Raw genomic sequence first — 24,412 nt, 5'->3', positions numbered from 1 at the left:
TTTTATTGGCATATGAAGAAGCTAAAAAGAAGTTAAGAGGTTCTATTTGTCCTGTAATTACACCTTTTACTGAAAGTGGTGCAATTGACGAAAAAGTATTCATCGAGCTGATCAATTGGCAAATTGAAAGCGGCAGTCATGGGATTTCAGTTACAGGTACGAGTGGAGAACCGAGTTCTTTAACAATAGATGAAAGAAAAAGAGTTATGAAACTTGCAAAAGAGACGATAGATGGACGTGTGTTTTTTGCACCAGGTACAGGGTCTACCAATCATGATGAAACAATGGAGCTAACGAAATATGCAGAGGAGCTAGGTGCAGATGCTGCAATGGTTATCGTGCCTTACTACAATAAACCAAATCAAGAAGCACTCTATCAGCACTTTAAAACTGTAGCAGATTCAGTTGAAACACCAATCATTATTTATAATATTCCAGGTCGATCAGCTGTCAATATGGAAGTGAGCACGATGAAGCGCTTAGTAGAAGATTGCCCAAATATAATCGGTGTTAAAGAAGCAAATAAAGACTTTGAGCACGTAAATCGGGTGCTTTTAAACTGTGGAAGAGATTTTTTACTATTCTCGGGGATTGAATTACTTTGCTACCCAATGCTTGCAATTGGAGGAGCAGGATTCATTAGTGCCACTGCAAATGTCGAGCCTGCAAAAGTAGCAGAACTATACAATGCATGGGAAGCTGGTGAAGTTGCAAGATCACAGGATCTTCATTTCGAATTAATGCCATTAAATGACGCGCTTTTTAAAGACACAAACCCTGCACCGGTTAAAGTGGCACTCGGCATGATGGGAAAAATTACACCGAAGCTCCGCTTACCTTTAGGATTACCTTCACCAAAAATACAAGAAGAAGTTCGGAAATCACTAATTGATCTTGCCATTTTGCCTAAGGAATCAGCTTTAAAACTATAATAAGAAACTAGGTGATTAGTTTGGTATCTTCTCAGAAGTTAGCTTCTTTAATACATGAAACACAAAAGAATATTTCACTGTATATAAATGGAGAATTTACTACCGCTTTAAGTGGAATGACGTTTAAAAATATGAATCCATTTACAAATGAACAAATTAATGAAGTTTCTGAAGGACAATCGGATGATATAAATAAAGCAGTTGCAGCTGCACGGGAAGCTTTTGATCATGGTCCATGGAAAACAATGAAGCTCACTAAAAGATTGGAATATATTTACCGTATAGCCGACTTGATTGATGAAGAAATAGAGAAAATCGCTTACTTAGAAGCACTTGATACGGGACTTCCCATTAGTCAAACGAGAAAGATGGTAAGTCGTGCTTCTGAAAACTTCCGATTTTATGCTCGTATGGTAGAAAATCGTTTGGTTGGTGATGCCTATCAAGTGGATGATGAATTTATCAACTACACAATTCATGCACCTGTAGGAGTGGCTGGATTAATCACACCGTGGAATGCTCCATTCATGTTAGAAACATGGAAAATTGCGCCAGCACTTGCTACTGGTAATACTGTTGTCTTAAAGCCAGCAGAACTTTCTCCTCTTTCGGCTAATTTATTGGCAGAAGTGATTCATAAAGCAGACCTTCCAAAGGGTGTTTTTAACGTTGTTCATGGTCGAGGAGAAATAGCGGGTGATGCACTAGTAAAACATCCTGATGTCCAACTTATTTCTTTTACTGGGGAAACGACTACGGGTTCAACAATTATAAAAAATAGTGCAGATACATTGAAAAGTTGCTCCATGGAACTTGGTGGAAAATCTCCTATTATTGTATTTGAAGATGCTGATTTCGATCGCGCTTTAGACGCTTGTGTCTGGGGAATCTATTCTTTTAATGGGGAAAGATGTACTGCGAACTCACGCTTGTTTTTACAAGAAGGAATCAAAGATAGATTTATTGATGCTTTAAGGATTCGAGTTGCAAATATTAAAGTTGGTGATCCACTAGACGTAAGTACAGAAGTGGGGCCATTAATTGATAAAGAGCATTATGGTAAGGTGAAAGGTTACTTAGAAATTGCAAAAGAAGAAGGCACTGAAGTCATTACAGGAGACATCCCACATGAACTCGCTAAAGGGAACTTTGTCGCACCTACGCTTATTCTAAATGCAAAAAATAATATGCGCGTTTCCCAAGAGGAAATCTTCGGTCCTATTCTGACTGTCATGACATTTAAAGATGAAGAAGAAGTCATTAAGTTGGCAAATGATATTAAATATGGACTTGCGGGTTATGTATGGACGAACGATATTAAACGAGGTCACCGCGTGGCGCATAAAGTAGATGCTGGGATGCTTTGGGTAAATGCCCAAAACGTTCGTGATTTAAGAACTCCTTTTGGAGGTTCAAAGTCCTCTGGAATCGGACGTGAAGGTGGACATTACGGCTTTGATTTTTATACGGAACAGAAAATTATTCATGTTTCAATTGCTGACCATCACATACAGCAGTTCGGGAAAAATAGTGGAAGGTAAGGTGAACACGGTGAATTTTTCAATCATTCGATTCGCGCGAACTGTTCTTCATGTATTGGATTTGGAGCTGTCCCGTAAATTTTATGTGGATGGCTTAGGCATGATTGAAACAGAAAGGGATGACAATCATATCTATTTACGAGGTTTAGAAGAACATTCGCATCATAGTTTATTATTGAAAAAAGCAGAAAAAGCCGTTGTAGAAGTACTTAGTTATAAAGTGGAAAAAGAACAGGACCTCGATGAAATTGAAGAGCTATTTATCTCCATGGGTCTAAAAACAAAGTGGATGGCGAAAGGTGAGCAACATGCAATGGGAAGAACCCTTCGAGTCCATGATATCTCTGGCATTCCATTGGAATTTTTTGCGGAAATGATCACTGTTGACCGGATGCTGCAGCGATACGACCTATATCATGGAGCGAAAATACAGCGCATTGATCATGCAAACTGTGCAGTACCCGATGTTCAAAAAGCCTATGATTTCTTTGTAAACCAACTAGGATTCTCGTGTTCCGAGTATACGGATACAGAGGACGGGGACTTATGGGCAGCATGGCTTTATCGAAAACCAACTGTTCATGACCAAGCCTTTATGAGTGGTCCTGGGCCAAAGCTACATCATTTTGCATACACATTAGCAGATCGACTAAGCGTACTCGATTGCTGTGACGTTTTAGCGAGTATGGGATATGCATATTCTATTGAACGTGGACCAGGTCGACATGGATTATCTAACGCTTTCTTCCTCTATTTGAGAGACCCAGATGGGCATCGCATAGAACTGTACACAGGTGATTATTTAACAAGTGATCCAGACCTAAAACCAAAACGTTGGGATCTAAATGACCCACTACGCCAAACATTCTGGGGACACCAAGCACCAGATCGATGGTTTAATGAAACAAGTACGTTCATTGATATTGAAACATGCGAAGAAATTGATAGTAAAGAACCGATTTTGGAACAAAGAAAACCAAAGATTATTGTATAAATACCATAACCCACCTATGAAAATGTTTGCTATCACATTTTCATAGGTGGTTTTGTATTGGCAAGAACATATATTTGAAGAACATGTTTTAGGTGAGTGAAAGCTTTTATCCAAGCAAAGCCTCTCGACATCCGAGCCAAGACGTTGCTTATCCGAATAAAATTTAATCACTCCTAAGGTTAATGTATAAAACGATTACTGCTTTGATAAAGGGTTTTATTGATAAGGAAAAGAATATAATAAATATAGGACTTATTCTCAAAAATAGAAAATGATTATATTGAAAATACAATTTTGGTCGCTTACATACTATTTCTCTTCTAACAAAAGGTGGTATTAAGGATGCGCGTCGAGGTAGTCAAACGTATTTTAATAGGAATAATAGCAACTGTCATATTCAGCTTTTCACTAGCTGTATTTACAGTTGTACCATTCTTAAATGGAGAATCTAACACTTTTGGTTTTTCGTTGCCAGCTTATTTTATCATCTTTTGCATATTCTCAGGGCCTGTCTTTATCATTGCTGGATTTATATGCTCGTTTATTATTGATACTTTATGTACTAAGTATTTACATGCTTTAATTGGTTATATTATTGCAGGAAAAATTACTGCCATCGTTATATTGTATTTCAATTTAGGAGGGCCACTTCCATTAAATGCAGATACTTTTAGCTTTTTAGTATTAGGAATACTTGCATCGCTTTTGTATTATCATATTTTCATTATTTGGAGGACTAGATTTTTTAAAAGATCTCTATCCCTCCATTAAATAAGTACTATGATGATTGACTCCAAAGAGAAGTTTCAACAGTGTGGGAGGGATTTTATTGAAACGTTTTATCTATTATTTTTCCTGGGTTTTAGTTATTGTTTTTATCTGTTATTTAGGTAGCAGATATTATTTGAGTTTAAAGGCCATCGCAGAGTCAACGTTTGATTATAAAGGAATATTTATATTCAATCTCATCTTTCCAATCCTCATGGGGATGTTATTAAAGTTTCCTGGATTGATCAAAGACATTCAGCACCAGAAAAAATGGACATTCGATTGGGTGAAATTGTTAGCAATTGGGACTCCAACTCTTTATATCGCTACTATTCCCATTTGGTCTTATTCATCATTTGGGCAAAACTTTTTATGGGGAACTTTGTTCACAGATTTACGAGAAGGATAAATCTATCGCAAAGGGGAAAGAACTTGAGTTTTATCTCTCCTTTGTTAAGGACAAAAACATGAAAGCATTAGAACCAATGTGTGGAAACGGAAGAATGTTGATTCCTTTTATGCAACATGGAATCGATATTGAAGGGTTTGATATGTCAGAAGAAATGCTGCAAGTATGTATGGACAAAGGAAATAGGTTAAATCTTAAACCAAATGTATCTTATGGAAAAATAGAAGAATTTAGAGATACAAAAAAGTATGATTTAATTATAATACCGTTTGGATCTTTTTCACTTTTATCTGATAGTTTAGCAAAAAATAGTCTTTTAAACATGAAAACGATTTTAAAAGAAGATGGGAAATTACTTTTAACAATCATGACGAAAAAAGACAAGTTGAAGAAATTCCGAAATGGATTGAAACGAATAAGCAGCATTTTGATAACTATGTGATCGTTGAACACAAGAAAGCCCTTTATGACGAGGAAAGCAAGTTACTAAATATGAAATTAAAATATCAATTGATGAAAGGAAAGCATATAGAAAAAACAGAAATAATGGATTTTCCCATTCGACTTTATGAACTAGGTGAATTTGAAAATATTCTCGAGTCGAATGGATTTCATAAAATTGTGCTTCACGAAGTTAAGAATGGATATGGAGAAGGAAGTTCATTTCATGTATTAGAGTGTTCAAAATAAACTGTAAAAAGGCCTATGTAAGGAGAAATACGGAACATGTAAAATAAAGAAATAGACTTTAAAGTTATAAGATGGGGGAAAATATATGCACAAACTACTGGATAAAAATGAGTACGCTCCATATTATTCTACTTATGTAGAGTTGGTACCTGATGGGGATATAATGATAATTTTAGAAAAACAAATGGAAGAGACAATTTCCTTACTTCAGGACATTACAGAACATCAAGCCCATTTCCGTTATGCTCCTGGTAAATGGGACATAAAAGAAGTGATTGGTCATTTGGCAGATACAGAGCGAATCATGGGTTATAGACTCCTATCCATAGCTCGTGGTGAGACAATTGCTCTTCCTGGTTACGACGATGTTGCATATGTTCAAAATGCAGAATTTGATAAACAGTCAGTAGAGGAATTGCTTCAAAATTTGTCTGCTGTCCGTCAATCAACTATTCATTTGATTAAGAGTCTAACAAGCGAAGATTGGCTTCGTCGAGGGATAGCAAACAATTATGAAGTAACTGTCCGTGCACTCATAGCGATTATTGCCGGTCATGAAATTCATCATCGCACCATTATAAGAGACAGATATATTTTGTCCGAAGCGTACCCAAGTAGCTAATATACAATATAAAAAGAGCGTCTCTGCAATAGCTGGAGACGCTCTTTTATTATCAAGATGGTAGAAATTAAATAGAAATGCAGGGATATACTTACTCTAAATAGAATAATTAGAAGAGGATAGTTAGGAGGATCTTTACATGGATAAAGATAGTCATTTTGCCTTTCTTCTTACTATTGATACTCAGATAAAACAATTTCATAATTCTAATTTACATAATGTGAGTGAAAGGAGGAAGAAATAGTGCAGATTAGGCTAGCTGAAAGGAAAGATATCGATCAATTGATTCAAATGAGATGGGATTTCACTGTTGAGCATAATGAAACGAAAACTTTTGAGGAGAGCGATTTGGAAGTATTTAAAATCGAGTGCCGTTCCTTTTTAGAAAATGCGATTGCGAGTGAAACTTGGTTTATTTGGGTTGCAGAGAAAGAATCAAAAATTGTATCTCATATCTACATAGAATTAATACAAAAGGTGCCACGTCCTGGCAGAGTAACTTACCCTTTTGCATTTATGACAAATGTCTTTACAGTGAAGGATTACAGGAATCTTGGTATAGGAAGTAAATTAATCACAACCATAAACGAATGGTCGAAAAATAGAAAATATGAATTTATCATTGTATGGCCAAGTGATGATAGCATCGATTTCTATAGAAGGAATGGATACATACATTGTAAAGAGCCTATGGAATACTTTCCTATATAAATATATATGCTCTATCAAGAGGTTTTTCTTTTTAGGTTAAAGAAGGTATTTTTGAAAGGACATCGAAATAGTTATTAAAAGGGGATGCAACTTGAGAAATGAGTTTTAAATTAAATTGAAAAGGAGTTTTTATAGTGAAACAAGCTTTGCTAGTTATTGATGCTCAACAGGAATTAATTGATGGAAATCAAAATGAAAAAAGTGTTTTAAATAAAGAAAAATTAGTGGATAATATTAATTTGGTTATTAATAAAGCATTAGAATCAGATGCTTTAATCGTTTTTATAAGAGATGTGGATGTCGCTGAAGGGACAGGAAAAGGGTTTCAAATACACGAAGATATTAAAGTACCTTCCATGTCAAAAGTATATGATAAAAAAGCAACAAATTCCTTTTATGGAACGCCATTGATGAGCGTTTTAAAGGAAAATGAGATCGAACATCTTGTAATAATGGGGTGTAAAACAGAGTATTGCATCGACACAGCGGTTAGAACTGCCACCATCAATGATTTTGATGTCACTTTAGTATCAGATGGGCATTCAACGACTGACTCTCCAACCTTATCTGCCGAACAGATAATCACTCATCATAATAAAATACTTCATGGGCATTACAATGTCGATCATTTTTCGGTTGTTAGAAATGCTCAGGAAGATCTGTTTCAACCAACTCATAACAGTTACCGTGAAGAAGAATGAAGGAATAAAATAAAAGAACCATAGTTATCTCCTTTCTCTTGAGAAGGAGATAACTATGGTTCAAATGCCTATGATAATTCTTTTACCATTAAAATATGCGGAATACCATCTTCCATAAATACATCAGATGAAGTCTGATAACCAAGTTTTTCATAAAAACCTTCTGCATGTGTTTGAGCATGTAATTTAACTTTACCTATTTCTTTTTCTGTCGCTATTTCTTCTAATGCGTTAATGATTATTTTTCCAAGCCCCAATTTTCGGTAAGGAACTAAGATACAAATTCTCTCCAATTTACCTATACCATCAACTACTCTTAATCTTCCAGTTCCGGCAGGTTGTTCCTCGGAATAGACTAAAACGTGTTCACATATTCCATTAAGTTTGTCGAATTCGTCAAATTCATATTCTAACGGTACCTCTTGTTCCTTTACAAATACTTCTTCTCTGATATAAAAAGCTTTTTTTAGATCGTCTTCTCGTGTTATTCTAATTGATTTCAATTATCTTCATCCGTTCTAGATTTATTTAATATACCAGTCCTTTTATTAGTTTAAGGTAAATTATTTTTGTTGTAAATACAACAAAAATTACGATATTAATGAAGGAAATTCAAATGAATAAATTCTAAATATAGAAGGAGGATTATATGTGTTTGATAAACAAAAAATTGCTACTTATATAGCGACAGGTATTGTGACCCTCTTATTATATCTAGTTTTGTGGTTTATATATTATCAGGATTTGATCAATGCTTTTGTACTGGTTGGAGTTTTATTAGTTGTATTAACTATCCAGTTAATATGCTTGATTATTTTTCGAAAAGATCAAGCAAAGATAGAGATAATGAGTATTTCCACAATCATAGTAGCAATACTATTATTCTTTGAATTTCTACTTTTAGAATATGAGGGTCATACATTTACAGCAAGTTTTTATGCGGATTCTATAGAAGTCATTGACAATTCGGGAATACACTTAATGGTTGTTAGAACGGAAGATATTGGTTACATAGAAGATCGAGAAGTAATTGTTAAAAGTTTAGAACAAGAAAACGATTTTATTAGCTTGCATAAAATAAACAATAAAGCCCGATATCAAAGTAAAAATGCTGAAATTCTTCGATTGTTAAGGATTAATAAAGATCATTTTACTCTTATGAAGCGCAATGTAAATCGTTATCTTGAAGGTGAAACTTCCAGTATTGAAGCGTTTTTAAATAGAGAAGATATTTCAGGAGATAGTGTGGGATTAGGATTAGCATTGACAGTTCTAATTGCACAAGGGGAGCTCTCAAATAAGTTATCCTTTGGTGTGACGGGTGCACTTAGTGAAACAGGTGATGTGTTACGCATAGGGATGATAAGAGAAAAGGTACTGATAGCGGAGGAAAATGGTTACCCATTCATGATTATTCCTATTGAAAATGCTGCTGAAGCTAGGGAAATAAAAGCATCACGAAATCTTAACATTGAAATATTTGATGTCAACCATATTGATCAAGCTGTTGTTTTAATTAAGAAGTTAAACGAGGAACATAGTAAATAATATGTATGGAGGAAATGAGAATGAACGTGGGAGAACGGCCAACTGGAATAAGAATTGTACCATATGATGAACAATGGGAATTTGAATTTCTTTTACTTCAACAAGTGTTATCGAATTCGCTTGGTGAGTTAGTAAAGTGCATCGAACACGTTGGGAGTACCTCAGTAAAAGGTTTAGCTGCTAAGCCTATTATCGATTTAGATTTGGTCATAAATGCTAATGATGATTTTGAAAAAGTTAGTCTTAAACTACAAGATTTAGGGTATTTATACGAAGGGAATTTAGGAATCGAGGGAAGAGAAGCCTTTGCCCGAAAGGATGAATTTGTTCCGTGGGGGGGCGATCAAACACATTGGATAGAGCATCATTTATACGTATGTACAAAGGATAGTGCGGAATTGCATAGACATCTTACTTTCCGCAATTACTTAAGAGAACACCCAGAAGTAGCAAGTTCATATGAACATTTGAAAATCTCTTTAGCAAAAAAATCTACATCTCGCTCGGAATATATGGAAGCAAAAGGGGAATTTATAAGGGGAATTTTAGAGCTAGCTAATTAAGCAAAATATCACGGTTGTATTATCCAATTTCCACCATTAAAATTTCGAAAGAAATGCGCAAGGATCCCATTTTGCACTTGTACGTTTTTGGTCTACCACACGATTATCGAATAATGCGGCTGTCCCTAAAGTAATACATTGACTGAGAGATGGTCCCTTTCCAATGTATTGATTTCCGTTCCAGACGGACGCTTTCCGCGGGCATGGCTTCAGTCTCCTCGTCGCTTTCGCTCCTGCGGGGCCCTCCGCTCATGCTATTCCCGCTGGAGTCGCCGTCTTTCACTACAATCAATTGCCTACAAAAAATAGTAGTTTTAATAAAAGCACCTATACATAGAGTGTTAGTGTGTTATCACAATAGTCTTGGTATAGGTAGTAAATTAATCACAACCATAAACGAATGGTCGAAAAATAGAAAATATGAATTTATCATTGTATGGCCAAGTGATGATAGCATCGATTTATATAGAAGGAATGGATACTTGAATTGTAAAGAGCCTTTGGAATTCTTTCCTAAATAAAAACCCCCTCTCTATCAAGAGCTTATTCTTTTTCAGGTAAAGAAGGTATTTTTGCAAGTACATCGAAGTTATTATTAAATGGGGAATTAGACCAGGAAATAGTGTAGTAACTGATTGTATCAGTGGAATGTAGTTTGAGGAGTTATTTTGTTTATGAGTAGTTTATAACTGTAATTAAAAACATAATAGATAAACAGGGTGGTGTTGGAATAAAATGGTGGAACCTTGGTGGAAACGAAGTGTGGTATATCAGGTTTATCCTCGAAGTTTTATGGATGCAAGCGGCGATGGTATTGGGGATTTACAAGGCATTATTTCAAAACTGGATTATATAGAGAAACTAGGTGTGGATGTCATTTGGTTAAGCCCAATCTATGATTCTCCAAATGACGATAACGGCTATGACATTCGAAATTACATGGCTATTATGAAAGAGTTTGGTACGATGGAAGATTTTGAGCAATTGATAGATGAAGCGAAACAGCGAGGGATTCGAATTGTAATGGATCTTGTAGTTAATCACACTTCGGACGAACATACTTGGTTTGTTGAATCACGATCTTCTAAGGATTCGACATACCGTGATTATTATATTTGGCGAGAAGGTGAGGAGGAAAACCCTCCAAATAATTGGAGTTCTATATTTTCTGGCTCTGCTTGGGAAAAAGATAACACCACTAATTCGTACTATTTGCATTTATTTTCAAAAAAGCAGCCAGATTTGAACTGGGAACACGAACCTCTTCGACACGAAATTTTTGATACGATGAAGTTTTGGTTGGATAAAGGAATTGGTGGTTTCCGAATGGATGTCATCAACTTTATTTCAAAAAATGAACAATTGCCAGATGGAATGATTCATCCAGAGCAAATGTTTGGAGATGGGAGTCCATATTTTATAAATGGGCCGAAAATCCATACTTATCTACGTGAGATGAATGAAAAAGTTTTGAGCAAGTATGACGTAATAACAGTGGGGGAAATGCCAGGAGCTTCGACCGAGGATGCCCAAATCTATACTGATCCAATAAATCAAGAAGTAAATATGATCTTCACATTTGAGCATATGAACTTAGACAGTGGACCGTATGAAAAATGGGATATTCAGCCGTTAAATTTGGTTGCATTAAAACGCAATTTAGAGAAGTGGCAGCACGCTCTTCATCAGGTGGGATGGAACAGCCTTTATTGGAATAACCATGATCAGCCACGCATTGTTTCACGTTTTGGTGATGATGACAAATATCGTGAAGTATCCGCAAAAATGTTGGCAATTTGCCTTCATATGCTCCAAGGTACTCCATATATTTATCAAGGTGAAGAGCTAGGCATGACGAATGTGAAGTTTGATACTATTGATGACTATCGAGATATCGAAACACTTAATATGTACAAAGAGAAACGTCAAAAGGGTATTGCGCATGTAGAGATAATGGCGAGTATTTATGCGAAAGGGCGAGATAACGCTCGAACTCCTATGCAATGGTCATCTGATGGTGGGTTCACTGCAGGGACACCTTGGATTCAGATGAACCCTAATACGTCTAACATTAATGCAGAACAAGCTCTTGCAGATCACTCATCGATTTTTTATACGTATCAAAAACTTATTCATTTACGAAAAGAGTCTGACATTCTTACAAACGGGAGCTTCCAATTGTTAATTCCTGATCATCCGCACCTCTTTGTATATAAAAGACAATCAGAGGAAGAAGAATGGATTATCGTAACAAATTTTTCCGCGCATAAGGAACAATTAGAGTGTGAACTATGTGGCGTACAAAACAGTAACGGAAAGATCATAATAGCTAACTATGAAACTCCAAATATTAATGGAGATATCATAGAAGTACGTCCTTATGAAGCTTTTGTACTCGCTTTTGAAAGGGGAAAATAAATTGAAAAAAGTACTTGGTGTGGACATTGGGGGAACAAAAATACGGATGGGTGTCGTAAATGAAAACGGCAATGTTATCTCTGATAGGACGATTCCCACATTGTTACCTTTATACCCTTATCTTGAAAAACAGATTTTAAAGGTCAAAACGGATTTTCCTGACCTTATTGGTATTGGTATTGGAACAAGAGGAATGGTAGATGCGAAAACAGGTGTTGTCACATTCGAAAAAGAGTTGGAAGGTTGGCAAGGGACCCCTGTGAAAGCTCAACTAGAAGTTGCTACTGGTCTTCGTGTAGAGATAAACAATGACGCCAATTGTGCTGCTCTTGCAGAGGCGCGACTTGGAGGAGCGGCTGGATTTCAAAGAGTTGTTTGTTTGACTTTAGGAACAGGACTTGGAGGCGGCTTCGTTTTTGATGGAGAAGTGATGAATGGGATACATGGTGGTGCTGGAGAAGTCGGTCACATGATTTTATATCCAAATGGGTTGCTTTGTAGTTGTGATAGACGTGGCTGCAGCGAACAATATGTTTCCGGAACTGCACTAAAGAGAATGATTCAAGAGGAATATGTTGTGGATCCAGAAACTGGAGATCTAGTATTACCGCAAAACTTGTTCCGACTTGCAGCGAGTGGTCATTCAAGAGCAATAGCAGTTCGTGATCAGTTTCTTTCTAATTTCGCAATTATCATTTCTACTCTTCAAGCAGTGCTGGATATGGATTGTGTTGTCATAGGGGGGGGAGTTTCAGATTCTGCAGAAGATTGGTGGGAATGTCTTCTTGAGCAAGTAGAACCGCTGAAACTGAAGCCATTAGAGCTGATACGAGCTGATTTTGGGAATGAAGCAGGTATGCTTGGGGCAGCTATGCTCGTTTTAGACACATCAAATGACATGGAATACAAAAAAATATAGATATGTCAACATTAACATTAAAAGGTGTTTCTAAAAAAATGATAATAAAGGTATAAGCCGCTCAGAACATAGACGTGGTCAATGAAGAATTTAACGTTTTTGAGTCATAGCCATACGAGGCAAGAATTTATAAAGTTAAAAAAAGACGTTTTGTCCACGGACAAAACGTCTTTTTTTATTGGCGCTGTTAATATTCATTGTTGATTTTATGGTATAAATAAATTGGAACTCAATTTTCAGAGTTCCAATTTATTTATTCTTTTAAAATCTTTATTCAGAGAGGATTTCTTCAATTTTCTACTTTTTAACAAATTTTTAATGTCAGAGACATTATCGTATGAGAGTTGAATGTAAAAGTAGTTAATAAACTCTAAAATTGCAAAGATATAAATGAAGAATGCAATTGATAATCCACCCAATGGAAAAGATGGATACCATTTAATGAAATCAAAAGCAAATGCAACAATTGCGGTAATAATCATAACTATATTAAGCGATTTTGAACGATGTAACAGTCGAACAATCTTAATCGGAGTTATAGCCGATTTCTCATTTCTTAGTCTATTAAGTTTTGCATACCAATAAATCGTTCCTTGTAATAAAAGAAACTCTAAAAGGATAAAGGATACCCAAAATGAATATAGAGAATACAATTGTAGATTAGGGTATGCATAATTTAATAGATAACTAACAAGGACAAAAACGATTATAGAAGATAATTCCCCAGAATATAAATAAGCTAATCTTTTTTCTAACATTTCCTTCAAATTTACTACTAACCTCCTGATAAACATTATGTGGGTTAAACTGGTTGTATAAGAAAACTACATATTGAATTTTGACAGTCTCAAACTGTCATATGTATCTGTCACTTCAAATACAAATGATGTTAATAGAAATTCTTTTATATGCTGTTTAGTGCTTTCGTTACTACGACTATCGACAAATAAGAACCAAGCAAGGTAATTATCAAGATATTTCGTAGCCACACCTTTAAAGCGGTCTATCCATTGTTTCATACGGGAATGAAGACCGTTTACATTTTGGATGTGGTATAAGCCTTTTATAACGTGTTTGCCATCATTTGATTTAATCCTATAATGTTCTAATCCTCTTTCTCTTGCATAGGTTTTATAGGCTCTCCAAGCATCTGTAACGAGTATATTATTAGATGTCAGTTTAGAACCAATCAAGTTGTCACCCTTAGTTTTCACAACACGACCCATACAAGCAACTTTGGATACAGTAGATTTTGTGCGGTCTCTGGCGACAAGAACACAGACCTGTTCGTGGCTAATGCCTCTGTATTTAGACTTCCCTACACGTTTTCGAGGTTTACGGTCAATAATGCCACGTTGTCCCTTTTGAGAGTACAGGAAATAGGTCTCGTCAATTTCAACGATACCATCAAAATGTTCAAAATCCATTTGTTTCAAATCACTCAACAATTTGTGTCTCCAATAAAAAAGCGTAACCCAAGTAATCCCTACGATTTCAGCCGATTTTCGCAGTGAATATCCTTTGAACATTCAATCAACAAATGTAATCCACTCGTTGCCTTTTCGGGTACGGTACAAAACGGTATTAGTTGTGTCAGTAAAGGTTTTGCTACAACATTTACACCGATACCGTTGCCTACCATTATATTTTCCGAATCGAACAACGTATTCTGATGAACAATGAGGACACACGAATCCTTCCTTGAATCTTGTTTCTCTCATTTCATCAATTAAACGACCAGCAGCAGAGGTAGAAGGCTCAACATAGCGTTTAACCCATTGGTCTAATCGAAAAGTTCAATCATAAAATTGGGTGATAAGCAGTGATAATCGGATGACTTTAGGTGATTACATGCATCTTCTCTACATTAGGATATATCCCGGTTTTTTTAGAATCTTAAAGATGTTTGATTTGTAATCTTCTACTCCTGGTTGATCGAACGGATTGATGTCTAGTAAGTATGCACTGTATGCACAAGCCATCATATAGAAGTATAAGAGGTGGCCTAAATGTTGTTCATCTAGTTGTTCGAAAGTGAGTGATATTTGTGGCACTCCTCCAGCAAGATGTGCCGTTTGGGTTGCTTCATGACATGCCGAGTTAAATTCATGTAGTGTAAGGCCACTCAAATAGTTCAATTCATCTCCGTCATTTTCTTCTTCAAAAACTGTCAAATCACCTGTCGGCTTTTCCACCATTAAAAACGTTTCAAATAACATGCGTTTTCCATCCTGGATGTACTGGCCTAAGGAATGCAGGTCGGTTGAATAAAGAACGGATGTAGGAAAAATTCCTTTCCCGCCTTTTCCTTCACTTTCTCCAAATAATTGCTTCCACCATTCTTGGACATACTTCAACTTTTCATCAAACGTTGCCATGATTTCGACTGGGTAACCCGCATTATACAAATAATTGCGGATGACTGCATATTGAATGGCAGGATTTGAATTTGTATCAAATACTCCAAATTCCTTCTCTGCTGTTCTTGCACCATTTATTAGTTTTTCGATATCATGACCTGCTGCTGCAATAGGCAACAAACCGACTGCTGTGAAGACAGAATATCTTCCTCCAATGTTACCGGGGATGACAAAGCGCCTATAGCCTTTTTCTATTGCTAGTGTCCGCAAGGCCCCTTTCTCTTCATCCGTAGTGACTAGTATACGGGATGCAGCTTGATTGCCATATCTTTTTTCCATGTATTGCTGTAAAAAGCGGAATGCAATGGCTGGTTCTGTAGTTGTGCCAGATTTTGAAATAATATTCAAGGTGACTTCTTTATTGTCTAAATATGCCATCAGTTGTTTTATATATTCCCCACTTACTAAATGACCTGCAAAAATTACTTCTAAGTCATTTGAATTCTGGAATGGTGTAGATAATGCCTCGATTACCGCTTTTGACCCTAAATATGACCCTCCAATACCAATGACAACTAAAACATCAGAAGTAGAGCGAATGCGTTCTGCAGTTTCTTTGATATCCTGTACAAACGCTGGACTAATAGAACTCGGCCACTCTGCCCAACCTAAATAATCGGCGCCTTCTGCAGATTTCGTATGAATTCCATGATGGATAGCTTGTAATTTTTTTTCCAACTCAGGTGTAAGTAGTTGTAGATAATCTCCTGAATAATTGACCAAAATGTTCATACTATTCTCCTCAGTTTTTCGTTTTGTCTTGCTATTAATATATAAAAGGTATAACTATTTAATTCGCTATTAGATGAAAATTTTCCTTTTTATTAGGGAGAATTATCTATAAAATTAGAATATTACTGAAATTGAATACTGCTGAGGTGAAGGCTGTACGATTCTCGATACTAAATGCCATTTGAAAAGCTCTCCAATTTGGCGTGAGGGTATATTTTAAAAAAAAGCTGTGGAGGTGCATTTGAGATTTATACAGACATTTCTTCGAAAGTTTCTTACTATAACAAATACTAGTAGTTTTCATTCTAATTTTCTCTTAAACCTTGTAATGAGGGGTGTAAACTTAATCGTTTCCAAGGATGCTCCATATCAAGGCACTGTAAATTAGGTAACTGGGTTATTCGCCCTTGCTACTGCTTTTTCAATAAAGGGAAATCCTTATTCGATATAGAATCTTATAATGATGAAATTATTACTATTGGATAAATGATTGATCAGAATTCAGAAATGACTTAAAGAGAGGTATATATGAAAATTGAAAATGGTGAATACCTAATAGATATTAATGGAATAAAACATTGGATAAAAGTGGAGGGAAAAGAACATAATACGATCCCTTTATTTATTATTCATGGTGGTCCAGGAGGAAACCTATATACATTTGAAAGAACTGCCGGTCCTTTTCTTTCTCAAGAAAGAACCGTTATATATTACGAACAACGTGGTTGTGGTAGGAGTGAAAAACCACTTTCTGATAAAGCTTATTCTATTAATGAATTAATTAATGACTTCAAGAAAATAATTGAGTGGATAGATGTGAAAAAAATCGATTTACTAGGCTACTCATTTGGAGGGGAGCTTGCTCTTGAATTAACATATGCTCTTCCAACTATTATTAACAAAATTATTTTATCTGGGCCAAGTTTAATGGCCTTAAAGACGCAATATATGATTCAAATAGCTGGTTTCGTTTCCGTCGCAAACCTTCCTTTGGCAAATAAAATGGAAGAAATACTACAAGAAGATACTTCAATTGAAGAAAAATATAAAAAAATATGGGGAATTGTTGATAATGAAACAGTGGATCGCTTATTTTTTTTGAATCAAGGTATTGCTAAAAAGTACCGCCAATTAGTAAAGGAAAGCAATTTGCATAACACCGGTCTTATGTTGGCTGCATTGCAGGAAAATCCAGTAGAGATACCCTTATATGAGCGTCTTCAAGAAATTACCCAACAGACATTAGTGATTACTGGAGTTCATGATAGGAATACTGGGATTCCCATTTCAACAATTATTTATAGAAACCTTGTAAACAGTGAATGGAACTTGTTTAACAGCAGTGCTCATTTTCCGGAGTTAGAGGAAACTGACAAGTTTGTTCGTATTGTATTACGATTTTTAAAAGCCTCATAAAGTTCAATGTTTCTTCGATTTACCATTATTTCATCTATACCTATCGTGGCATCTATGGAATGTAGTTCCCAATAAATAGTTAAAGTTAGAATACAAATATTATTTGGAGGTTTTATATGAATCATTTCCCAACAATTACTTTAGGTAAAGTATCGTTTCAATTAAAAGAGCTACATGATTTTGAGTGGCTTACAAGACTAGGACAAGTATTTTGTGTGTTTGACGAACAAGATTCTGGAAATATTAGTTTTGGTATTGAAATAGACGGATTGAAAAGGTTTGTAAAGTATGCAGGAGCAAAGACTTTAAGGTATTCTGGCTCTCCAGAAGACGCTATTGCTAGATTAAAAAGTTGTGCTTCTCTTTATGAAGATCTGAATCATCCTCATTTAGTAAATTTAGTAGAATACTTTGAGGTTGAAAAAGGGTATGCATTAGTGTTTGACTGGTTTGATGGGGAATGTCTACACCCACACTGGTCTTTTCCTCCACCACAGAAATATAATCACCCAGATTCCCCATTTTATCGGTTTAAGAAGTTACCTATTGAATATCGTTTAAAATCATTAAATAGTATCTTTGAATTTCATGTAAATGTTGAGAAGAACAACTACGTAGCTGTTGATTTTTATGATGGTAGTATTTTATATGACTTTAAAAATAACATTACAAAGATTTGTGATATTGATTTATATATGAAAAGGCCATTCATTAATTTTATGGGAAGACTTTGGGGTTCCTCCAGATTTATGTCACCAGAAGAATTTATGCTTGATGCTGTAATAGATGAAAGAACAAATGTCTTTAACATGGGTGCGATTGCATTTGGACTGTTAGGAGGAGAGCTGGACCGTTCCTTTTTAAAGTGGGATGCAGGACAAGAACTCTATGAAATAGCAGTCAAGGCTGTTGAAGAGGATAAAAGCTGCAGGTATTCTTCCGTGGAAGAATTCTACAAAGCCTGGAAAGTTGTTTTATTAAAGGCTAATTTAGATTTTTGAGATTAATTATTAACCCAAAAAGGGGCTGTCCAATAAGCCCATAAATTGAAGCAGGTGTAGAAAAACGAGTCTTTTTCTACACCTTTTTTTATAGGCAATTGATTGTTGTGGAAGACGGCGACTCCAGCGGGAATAGCAGTTGTTTTCTGCACCGAAAGCGAAGCGGCAGGTGCATGAGCTGAAGGCCCCGCAGGAGCGAACAAAGGAACGAAGACTAAGAACGCCACCTCGTGTGGCAACGCCTTCGTGACCAACATCGTGTTGGCCTGAGGAGACTGATGCCATGCCCGCGGAAAGCGTCCGTCTGGAACGGAAATCAATACATTGAATAAGGGAGCATCTCTCAGTCGCTATACGACTTTAGGGACAGCCCCTTTTTGTACTTCTATTAGATGGAAACTTAATTAGCTGTATACAATACTCTCAAATAATGCGTATTGAATAATACTGTCTCCAGTAGGTTCACTTGCATTTTCTATATTAATATCATGCGGTCTATTTTTAAAGTTTAATTCAATTCCCTTAAGTAATTTTTCCAAATTTAAAGACCAACATTTTTCTTCATTTTCTCGGTCAACAAATTCAATTGTTTCCCCATTTAATAACAAGTTAGTTGCCCATTCATATGTATATAGTCCTTTTGTTTTCAAATTCCATTTTTCCCCAGTTTTAATTACGTGTGCCCAATAGCCTATTCCGCCTTCTATGGCAGCGTTCATGATGCTTTCAATATTATTTTCCGTTACGATAACTTCCACTTTTATTTCTGCAATCTTAGTATTATTTGCCATTTTAACTCTCCTATTTCCAATTTTTATTGCAAATTAACTATAAACTTAAATGTAATGCTTTGTAACCAGGTAAGTTTTGGAATAAAATAATAAATTTAAATCATCTAACTATTTTATATGGTTTGATTGGTTTCCTCCTATTAAAATTGCGGTATAGGATTATAGGCAGGGGTAATACTTTAGAGAAGTAGGTCTTTTTGAAACAGTTTCGAAGTGTTAACTATTGATCTATTATTAATCCTAAGGACAAATTAGAATAATCCCGATTATCAAATTAATGCGGATAACTAATACGAAAAAATAATCTAAAGTCGTTGATCAATCCAAGGGAAGTCTATAGTGGGATTAAATGCTCTGCATCGAAAAAAGGTAAACCTCCCAAAAGCCTAGGAAGCAATCGGGTGGTTTACCTTTTGGAAGACATGTTTTTTCTACTGTTACTAATACAATTCTAATTTTCTTCACAAGCTATAAAGCATTTGACGTTAATTAATACCCTCTCTTATAAGGAGTAGGAGGTATTGCTTTACCTGTGATGGCTATTTCTGCATGAAGTGCCCAATATGGATCTTTTAACATGCCACGCCCAACTGCGACTAGTTCTGCATCTCCTTCGACAATGACTTTTTCTGCAAGATCCGGATTTTCTAGTATTCCAACAGCGATAATAGGTACATTTAGCGCTTGTTTGTATGCACGAGCAAAAGGAACTTGGTACCCAGGGGTGTTTGCAGGTTTTACTTTACCTGGAGTTGCCTCTCCACCACTCGATACATGGAACACGTCCACACCAGCTTCTTTATATTTTTTCGCAATTTCTATAGAATGCTCGAGGTCGTAGCCATTGTCTATATACTCTACTGCTGATATGCGGAGCAATAGGGGCATTTCTTCTGGCATAACGCTACGTACTGCTTGGATGACTTCTACTCCAAACTTCGACAAGTCCTGTCCGTATTCATCCGTTCTGTTATTAATCGCAGGTGAGTGGAATTGGTGAATTAAATAGCCATGTGCTCCGTGAAGCTCAATTGTATCGAAACCAGCTGTAACCGCTCTCCTTGCAGCGTCTTTATATTTATTGATCATTTCTTTAATTTCATCTATGGTTAACGGTCTTGGCTCTTTCCATTTGCCATTCGATTCCACTGGAATGTTGGAGGGACCTACTGGTTGAATAGCATCTTGCGCTTTTCTACCCGCATGTGCAATTTGAACCCCAATTTTAACTTCATATTTATGTACTTCTTTTACAATTCTTTCGTATGCAGGAATATGATCATCGGACCATAAACCTAAATCGTAATCTGTGATTCGCCCATCTGGTTCTACATCCGTCATTTCGACGATGATTAATCCTGTTCCACCAACTGCACGTGATACATAGTGAACAAAATGCCAGTCATTTGGCTTTCCATCCTTTGATTGAACGGAATACTGACACATCGGTGCCATTACTGTTCGATTTTTTAATGTTAAACCTTTTATACTTAATGGCGAGAATAAATGAGACATTTCTTCATCACTCCTTTTTTATTAGTATTACGTTTTTTGAAATATGAATCAATAATAGTGAACTGAGGATATTCATTGTTTGAAATATTTCCTGTCAGAATATTAGGTATAATATAAAGAGGAGGGGTTACATATGGTGAAAAAATTAAAGCAGTTAGAATCGATTTCGTACTCCAAATCAAAAAAAGAATATAAGGAAGAATTGAAACAATTACAAATCGATTTACTTTGTCTACAAAATATATTATTAAATGAAAATATTGGATTAGTACTCGTCTTTGAAGGAATGGATGCTGCAGGTAAGGGTGGAGCCATTAAACGACTGACTCAACGTTTAGATCCACGTGGATATATCGTGCATCCAATTTCTGCTCCACAGCCACATGAACTAAGATACCACTATCTGCAAAGGTTTTGGCGGAAGTTACCTCAGCACGGACAAATTGGTATTTTTGACCGTTCCTGGTATGGACGAGTCCTTGTCGAGCGTATAGAGAATTTAGCAACGAAAGCGGAATGGAAACGTGCGTACAGAGAAATAAATCAATTCGAAAAAATGTTGTCCAGTGAAAACTATATTGTTATGAAACATTGGATACATGTATCCAATGAAGAACAGTTAAAACGCTTCTATGAACGTAAAATCAACCCATCAAAAAGATGGAAGCTAACAGACGAAGACTGGCGAAATCGTGAAAAATTTGATTTGTATATAAAAGCGGCAGACGAAATGATGGATAGAACGAATGCAGCAAATGCTCCGTGGTTCCTTATCCATGGAGATGATAAGCTGCATGCTAGGCTGACCGTTCTACAAAATATCATACAAGAAATCGAGCGTCAATTAGAAAAACGTGGAATAGATTACACACTCGATCAGCAAAATGAGGACGTTCATATAGCAGAAGAGGAAATCGAAGAAGCTCAGACTGAAGAAGTTTCTCTTGAAAAAAATAACGAAATTCAAAGCTAGTCATTCTTTTTCAATATATTTGTATATTTAATAAATTATTAGTTGTATTTATACATTGTCCATGATACATTATGTATATTAATACTAATAAAACGTATATAAATACATTGGAGGAATATAAGATGAATAAAAAAGTCGTTTTAGCATATTCAGGTGGACTAGATACATCCGTTGCCATTACATGGTTGAAAGACGAAGGATATGATGTCGTAGCGGTTTGTTTAGACGTAGGTGAAGGTAAGGATCTAGAATTTGTAAAAAACAAAGCGCTTGAAGTTGGAGCTATTGAAAGCTATATGATCGATGCAAGAGAAGAATTTGCGAATGATTATGCATTAATTTCACTTCAAGCACATACTTGGTATGAAAACAAATATCCTTTAGCTTCTGCTTTATCACGTCCTTTAATTTCTAAAAAACTAGTAGAAATTGCTGAACAAACAGGAGCAACTGCTGTAGCACATGGTTGTACAGGTAAAGGAAATGACCAAGTTCGTTTCGAAGTTTCTATTAAAGCATTAAATCCAAGTTTAGAGGTAATTGCACCAGTTCGTGAATGGAGCTGGAGCCGTGAGGAAGAAATTGCTTACGCGAAAGAAAAAAATATTCCAATTCCGATTAACTTAGACAGCCCGTTCTCTATTGATGCAAATCTTTGGGGTCGTGCAAACGAATGTGGTATTTTAGAAGATCCGTGGGCAGCTCCACCAGAAGAAGCATATGAATTAACGGTTGCAATAGAAGATGCACCTGATACAGCAGATATCGTTGAAATCGAGTTTAAAAATGGTGTTCCAGTTGCACTAGATGGTGTGGAATATAAATTATATGAATTAATCTTAAAAATGAATGATCTAGCAGGTAAGCACGGAGTTGGACGTGTCGATCACGTGGAAAACCGTCTTGTTGGTATTAAATCACGTGAAGTATACGAAATCCCAGGTGCATTTACATTAATCAAAGCACATAAAGAATTAGAAGATATTACATTAGTAAAAGAGGTAGCTCACTTTAAACCAGTTATTGAGAAAAAATTAACAGAGCTTATTTACGAAGGACTTTGGTTCTCTCCGCTTAGAACTGCCCTAGAAGGATTCTTAAAAGAAACACAAGTATATGTAAATGGTACAGTTCGTGTGAAACTATTCAAAGGCCATGCAATTGTAGAAGGACGTAAATCTCCGAACTCTCTATATGATGAAAAACTTGCTACTTATACAAAAGAGGATGAATTTAACCATGCTTCAGCTGTTGGGTTTATCGAGCTTTGGGGGCTTCCAACAAAAGTTCACGCAATGGTGAACAAGGGAGTAGAGAAGGTGAAAGCATGACCAAACTTTGGGGCGGAAGATTCCAAAAATCTGCCGAACAATGGGTAGATGAATTTGGAGCTTCTATTAGTTTCGATCAAACACTAGTAATGGAAGATTTAGATGGTAGTACAGCACATGTGAAGATGCTTGGGGCATGTAATATTTTGCCCCAGGAAGATGTGCAGCAAATTCTTAGCGGTTTAGAACAATTAAAGAAACTAGCTGCAGACAATGCATTAGAATTTTTAGTTGCGAATGAAGATATTCATCTAAACTTAGAAAAAATGCTCATGGATTTAATCGGACCTGTCGGTGGAAAACTGCACACTGGCCGCAGCCGTAACGACCAAGTAGCAACAGATATGCATCTATTCTTGAAAAATAGAGTAGGAGAAATCATCGAGTTAATCGAGCTTTTCCAACAAACACTTGTAGCACAAGCGGAAACGCATATCGAAACACTTGCACCAGGGTATACGCATTTACAACGTGCGCAACCAATTTCTTTTGCACATCATCTAATGGCGTATTTCTGGATGCTTGATAGAGACAAAGATCGTTTTAAAGACTCAATCAAACGTATCGACATTTCTCCACTAGGAGCAGGGGCACTTGCAGGAACTACTTTCCCAATTGACCGCAAACTTTCGGCTGAGTATTTAGGTTTTGCAAATGTGTATGCAAATAGTATGGATGCAGTAAGTGATCGAGATTTTATTTTAGAATTTTTAAGTAATTCTTCCATGTTGATGGCGCATTTGTCTCGATTTGCAGAGGAAATTATTTTATGGTCTAGTTCAGAGTTCAATTTCATTGAGTTGGATGATTCATTCTCTACGGGCTCCAGTATTATGCCTCAAAAGAAAAATCCGGATATGGCCGAACTAATTCGTGGGAAAACTGGTCGTGTGTACGGGAACTTGATGGGCTTACTTACTGTCATTAAGGGATTACCGCTTGCCTATAACAAAGACATGCAAGAAGACAAAGAGGGTATGTTCGACACGGTGCATACAATCGTTGGTTCGCTGAAAATATTTGAAGGTATGGTTCGTACAATGACTGTTCATAAAGAGCGTTTACATGATACAGTACACAAAGACTTTTCGAATGCGACTGAACTTGCTGATTATCTTGCAGCTAAAGGACTTCCGTTCCGTGAAGCACATGAAGTAACAGGCAAACTAGTATTTTTATGTATTCAGCGTAACTATTTTTTACTAGATTTACCATTAGAAGATCTTCAAGAAGCGAGCAATTTAATTGAGTCTGATATTTACGATGTATTATCACCCCTTGCTGCTGTGAGAAGAAGAAACTCCCTTGGTGGAACTGGTTTTGACCAAGTTGCAATTCAAATAGAAGAAGCTAAAAAGCGTTTTTAGCATAATACAAACCGTAAACACTCATAGCGATGTGAGTTGTTTACGGTTTT

At 36.1% G+C, this 24,412-nt stretch carries 22 protein-coding genes and 2 pseudogenes; 18 read left to right on the top strand and 6 right to left on the bottom strand.

Annotation, left to right across the window (positions count from 1 at the left end; all coding sequences use genetic code 11):
• Positions 1-5: 5 nt before the first annotated feature.
• The 9 genes and pseudogenes from hpaI (at position 6) to MHH81_RS10550 (ending at position 7,368) form a co-directional block, all read left to right on the top strand.
• The gene (gene hpaI, locus MHH81_RS10590) at positions 6-932 is read left to right on the top strand and encodes a 2,4-dihydroxyhept-2-ene-1,7-dioic acid aldolase (RefSeq protein ID WP_340920896.1); all 927 of its coding nucleotides are present in this window, start codon (positions 6-8) and stop codon (positions 930-932) included.
• 20 nt (positions 933-952) lie between these two features.
• Positions 953-2,473, top strand: a complete 1,521-nt coding sequence (gene hpaE / locus MHH81_RS10585; RefSeq protein WP_340920894.1) for a 5-carboxymethyl-2-hydroxymuconate semialdehyde dehydrogenase — start codon at positions 953-955, stop codon at positions 2,471-2,473.
• Positions 2,474-2,483: 10 nt separating this feature from the next.
• Positions 2,484-3,467 (top strand): 3,4-dihydroxyphenylacetate 2,3-dioxygenase, encoded by a 984-nt coding sequence (gene hpaD, locus MHH81_RS10580; protein WP_340920892.1) that lies wholly within the window; start codon positions 2,484-2,486, stop codon positions 3,465-3,467.
• A 342-nt stretch (positions 3,468-3,809) separates the two neighbouring features.
• Positions 3,810-4,238: a hypothetical protein gene (locus MHH81_RS10575; protein ID WP_340920890.1), complete on the top strand. Its 429-nt coding sequence runs from the start codon at positions 3,810-3,812 to the stop codon at positions 4,236-4,238.
• Between the two features lie 58 nt (positions 4,239-4,296).
• The gene (locus MHH81_RS10570; protein WP_340920888.1) at positions 4,297-4,644 is read left to right on the top strand and encodes a hypothetical protein; all 348 of its coding nucleotides are present in this window, start codon (positions 4,297-4,299) and stop codon (positions 4,642-4,644) included.
• Positions 4,592-5,334: pseudogene (locus MHH81_RS10565) on the top strand (class I SAM-dependent methyltransferase). Before MHH81_RS10570 ends, MHH81_RS10565 begins: the two are co-directional and overlap by 53 nt.
• Positions 5,335-5,419: 85 nt before the next feature.
• Positions 5,420-5,956 carry a DinB family protein gene (locus MHH81_RS10560; RefSeq protein WP_340920886.1) on the top strand — a complete coding sequence of 179 codons (537 nt, stop codon included), beginning with the start codon at positions 5,420-5,422 and terminating at the stop codon, positions 5,954-5,956.
• A 243-nt stretch (positions 5,957-6,199) separates the two neighbouring features.
• Entirely contained in the window at positions 6,200-6,667 is a 468-nt protein-coding gene (locus MHH81_RS10555; protein WP_340920884.1) for a GNAT family N-acetyltransferase, read from the top strand.
• A gap of 134 nt (positions 6,668-6,801) precedes the next feature.
• On the top strand, positions 6,802-7,368 hold the full coding sequence (locus MHH81_RS10550; RefSeq protein WP_340920882.1) for a cysteine hydrolase family protein: 567 nt from the start codon (positions 6,802-6,804) through the stop codon (positions 7,366-7,368).
• Positions 7,369-7,436: 68 nt separating this feature from the next.
• On the opposite strand, the gene MHH81_RS10545 is transcribed toward MHH81_RS10550, so the two are convergent.
• The gene (locus MHH81_RS10545; protein ID WP_340920880.1) at positions 7,437-7,871 is read right to left on the bottom strand and encodes a GNAT family N-acetyltransferase; all 435 of its coding nucleotides are present in this window, start codon (positions 7,869-7,871) and stop codon (positions 7,437-7,439) included.
• Positions 7,872-8,019: 148 nt separating this feature from the next.
• On the opposite strand from MHH81_RS10545, the gene MHH81_RS10540 reads away from it, so the two are divergent.
• The 4 genes from MHH81_RS10540 (at position 8,020) to MHH81_RS10525 (ending at position 12,816) form a co-directional block, all read left to right on the top strand.
• Positions 8,020-8,916 (top strand): S16 family serine protease, encoded by an 897-nt coding sequence (locus tag MHH81_RS10540; RefSeq protein ID WP_340920878.1) that lies wholly within the window; start codon positions 8,020-8,022, stop codon positions 8,914-8,916.
• A gap of 20 nt (positions 8,917-8,936) precedes the next feature.
• Entirely contained in the window at positions 8,937-9,479 is a 543-nt protein-coding gene (locus MHH81_RS10535; protein ID WP_340920876.1) for a GrpB family protein, read from the top strand.
• A 735-nt stretch (positions 9,480-10,214) separates the two neighbouring features.
• Positions 10,215-11,897 carry a glycoside hydrolase family 13 protein gene (locus MHH81_RS10530; protein ID WP_340920874.1) on the top strand — a complete coding sequence of 561 codons (1,683 nt, stop codon included), beginning with the start codon at positions 10,215-10,217 and terminating at the stop codon, positions 11,895-11,897.
• Position 11,898: 1 nt separating this feature from the next.
• On the top strand, positions 11,899-12,816 hold the full coding sequence (locus MHH81_RS10525; protein ID WP_340920872.1) for an ROK family protein: 918 nt from the start codon (positions 11,899-11,901) through the stop codon (positions 12,814-12,816).
• Between the two features lie 236 nt (positions 12,817-13,052).
• Here the strand turns inward: MHH81_RS10525 and MHH81_RS10520 are convergent, their stop codons facing one another.
• The 3 genes and pseudogenes from MHH81_RS10520 to MHH81_RS10510 all read right to left on the bottom strand — a co-directional run bounded on the left by MHH81_RS10520 (position 13,053) and on the right by MHH81_RS10510 (position 15,968).
• A complete protein-coding gene (locus MHH81_RS10520; protein WP_340920869.1) occupies positions 13,053-13,583 on the bottom strand; it encodes a general stress protein in 531 nt (176 codons plus the stop codon).
• A gap of 57 nt (positions 13,584-13,640) precedes the next feature.
• Positions 13,641-14,597: pseudogene (locus MHH81_RS10515) on the bottom strand (IS1595 family transposase); the annotation flags it as partial.
• 81 nt (positions 14,598-14,678) lie between these two features.
• Positions 14,679-15,968, bottom strand: a complete 1,290-nt coding sequence (locus MHH81_RS10510; RefSeq protein ID WP_340920867.1) for a glucose-6-phosphate isomerase — start codon at positions 15,966-15,968, stop codon at positions 14,679-14,681.
• Between the two features lie 528 nt (positions 15,969-16,496).
• On the opposite strand from MHH81_RS10510, the gene MHH81_RS10505 reads away from it, so the two are divergent.
• Entirely contained in the window at positions 16,497-17,384 is an 888-nt protein-coding gene (locus MHH81_RS10505; RefSeq protein WP_340920865.1) for an alpha/beta fold hydrolase, read from the top strand.
• 116 nt (positions 17,385-17,500) lie between these two features.
• Positions 17,501-18,385: a serine/threonine protein kinase gene (locus MHH81_RS10500; protein ID WP_340920863.1), complete on the top strand. Its 885-nt coding sequence runs from the start codon at positions 17,501-17,503 to the stop codon at positions 18,383-18,385.
• Between the two features lie 404 nt (positions 18,386-18,789).
• Here the strand turns inward: MHH81_RS10500 and MHH81_RS10495 are convergent, their stop codons facing one another.
• Together MHH81_RS10495 and MHH81_RS10490 are read right to left on the bottom strand one after the other, a co-directional pair.
• Positions 18,790-19,176, bottom strand: a complete 387-nt coding sequence (locus tag MHH81_RS10495) for a hypothetical protein (RefSeq protein ID WP_340920860.1) — start codon at positions 19,174-19,176, stop codon at positions 18,790-18,792.
• Between the two features lie 489 nt (positions 19,177-19,665).
• Positions 19,666-20,691: an NADH:flavin oxidoreductase/NADH oxidase gene (locus tag MHH81_RS10490; RefSeq protein WP_340920858.1), complete on the bottom strand. Its 1,026-nt coding sequence runs from the start codon at positions 20,689-20,691 to the stop codon at positions 19,666-19,668.
• Between the two features lie 133 nt (positions 20,692-20,824).
• Here MHH81_RS10490 and MHH81_RS10485 point away from each other — a divergent pair, with 133 nt between their 5' ends.
• The 3 genes from MHH81_RS10485 to argH all read left to right on the top strand — a co-directional run bounded on the left by MHH81_RS10485 (position 20,825) and on the right by argH (position 24,362).
• Positions 20,825-21,664, top strand: coding sequence for a polyphosphate kinase 2 family protein (locus MHH81_RS10485; protein WP_340920855.1), 840 nt, complete (start codon positions 20,825-20,827; stop codon positions 21,662-21,664).
• A 122-nt stretch (positions 21,665-21,786) separates the two neighbouring features.
• Positions 21,787-22,995: an argininosuccinate synthase gene (locus MHH81_RS10480; RefSeq protein WP_340920853.1), complete on the top strand. Its 1,209-nt coding sequence runs from the start codon at positions 21,787-21,789 to the stop codon at positions 22,993-22,995.
• Entirely contained in the window at positions 22,992-24,362 is a 1,371-nt protein-coding gene (gene argH, locus MHH81_RS10475) for an argininosuccinate lyase (protein WP_340920850.1), read from the top strand. Before MHH81_RS10480 ends, argH begins: the two co-directional genes overlap by 4 nt.
• Positions 24,363-24,412: the final 50 nt, after the last annotated feature.

The organism is Psychrobacillus sp. FSL H8-0484, from assembly GCF_038005325.1.
In the GTDB taxonomy this organism is placed as follows: domain Bacteria; phylum Bacillota; class Bacilli; order Bacillales_A; family Planococcaceae; genus Psychrobacillus.
The sequence above is the reverse complement of the archived record's forward strand: the minus strand, read 5'-3'. Positions and strand labels throughout refer to the sequence as shown.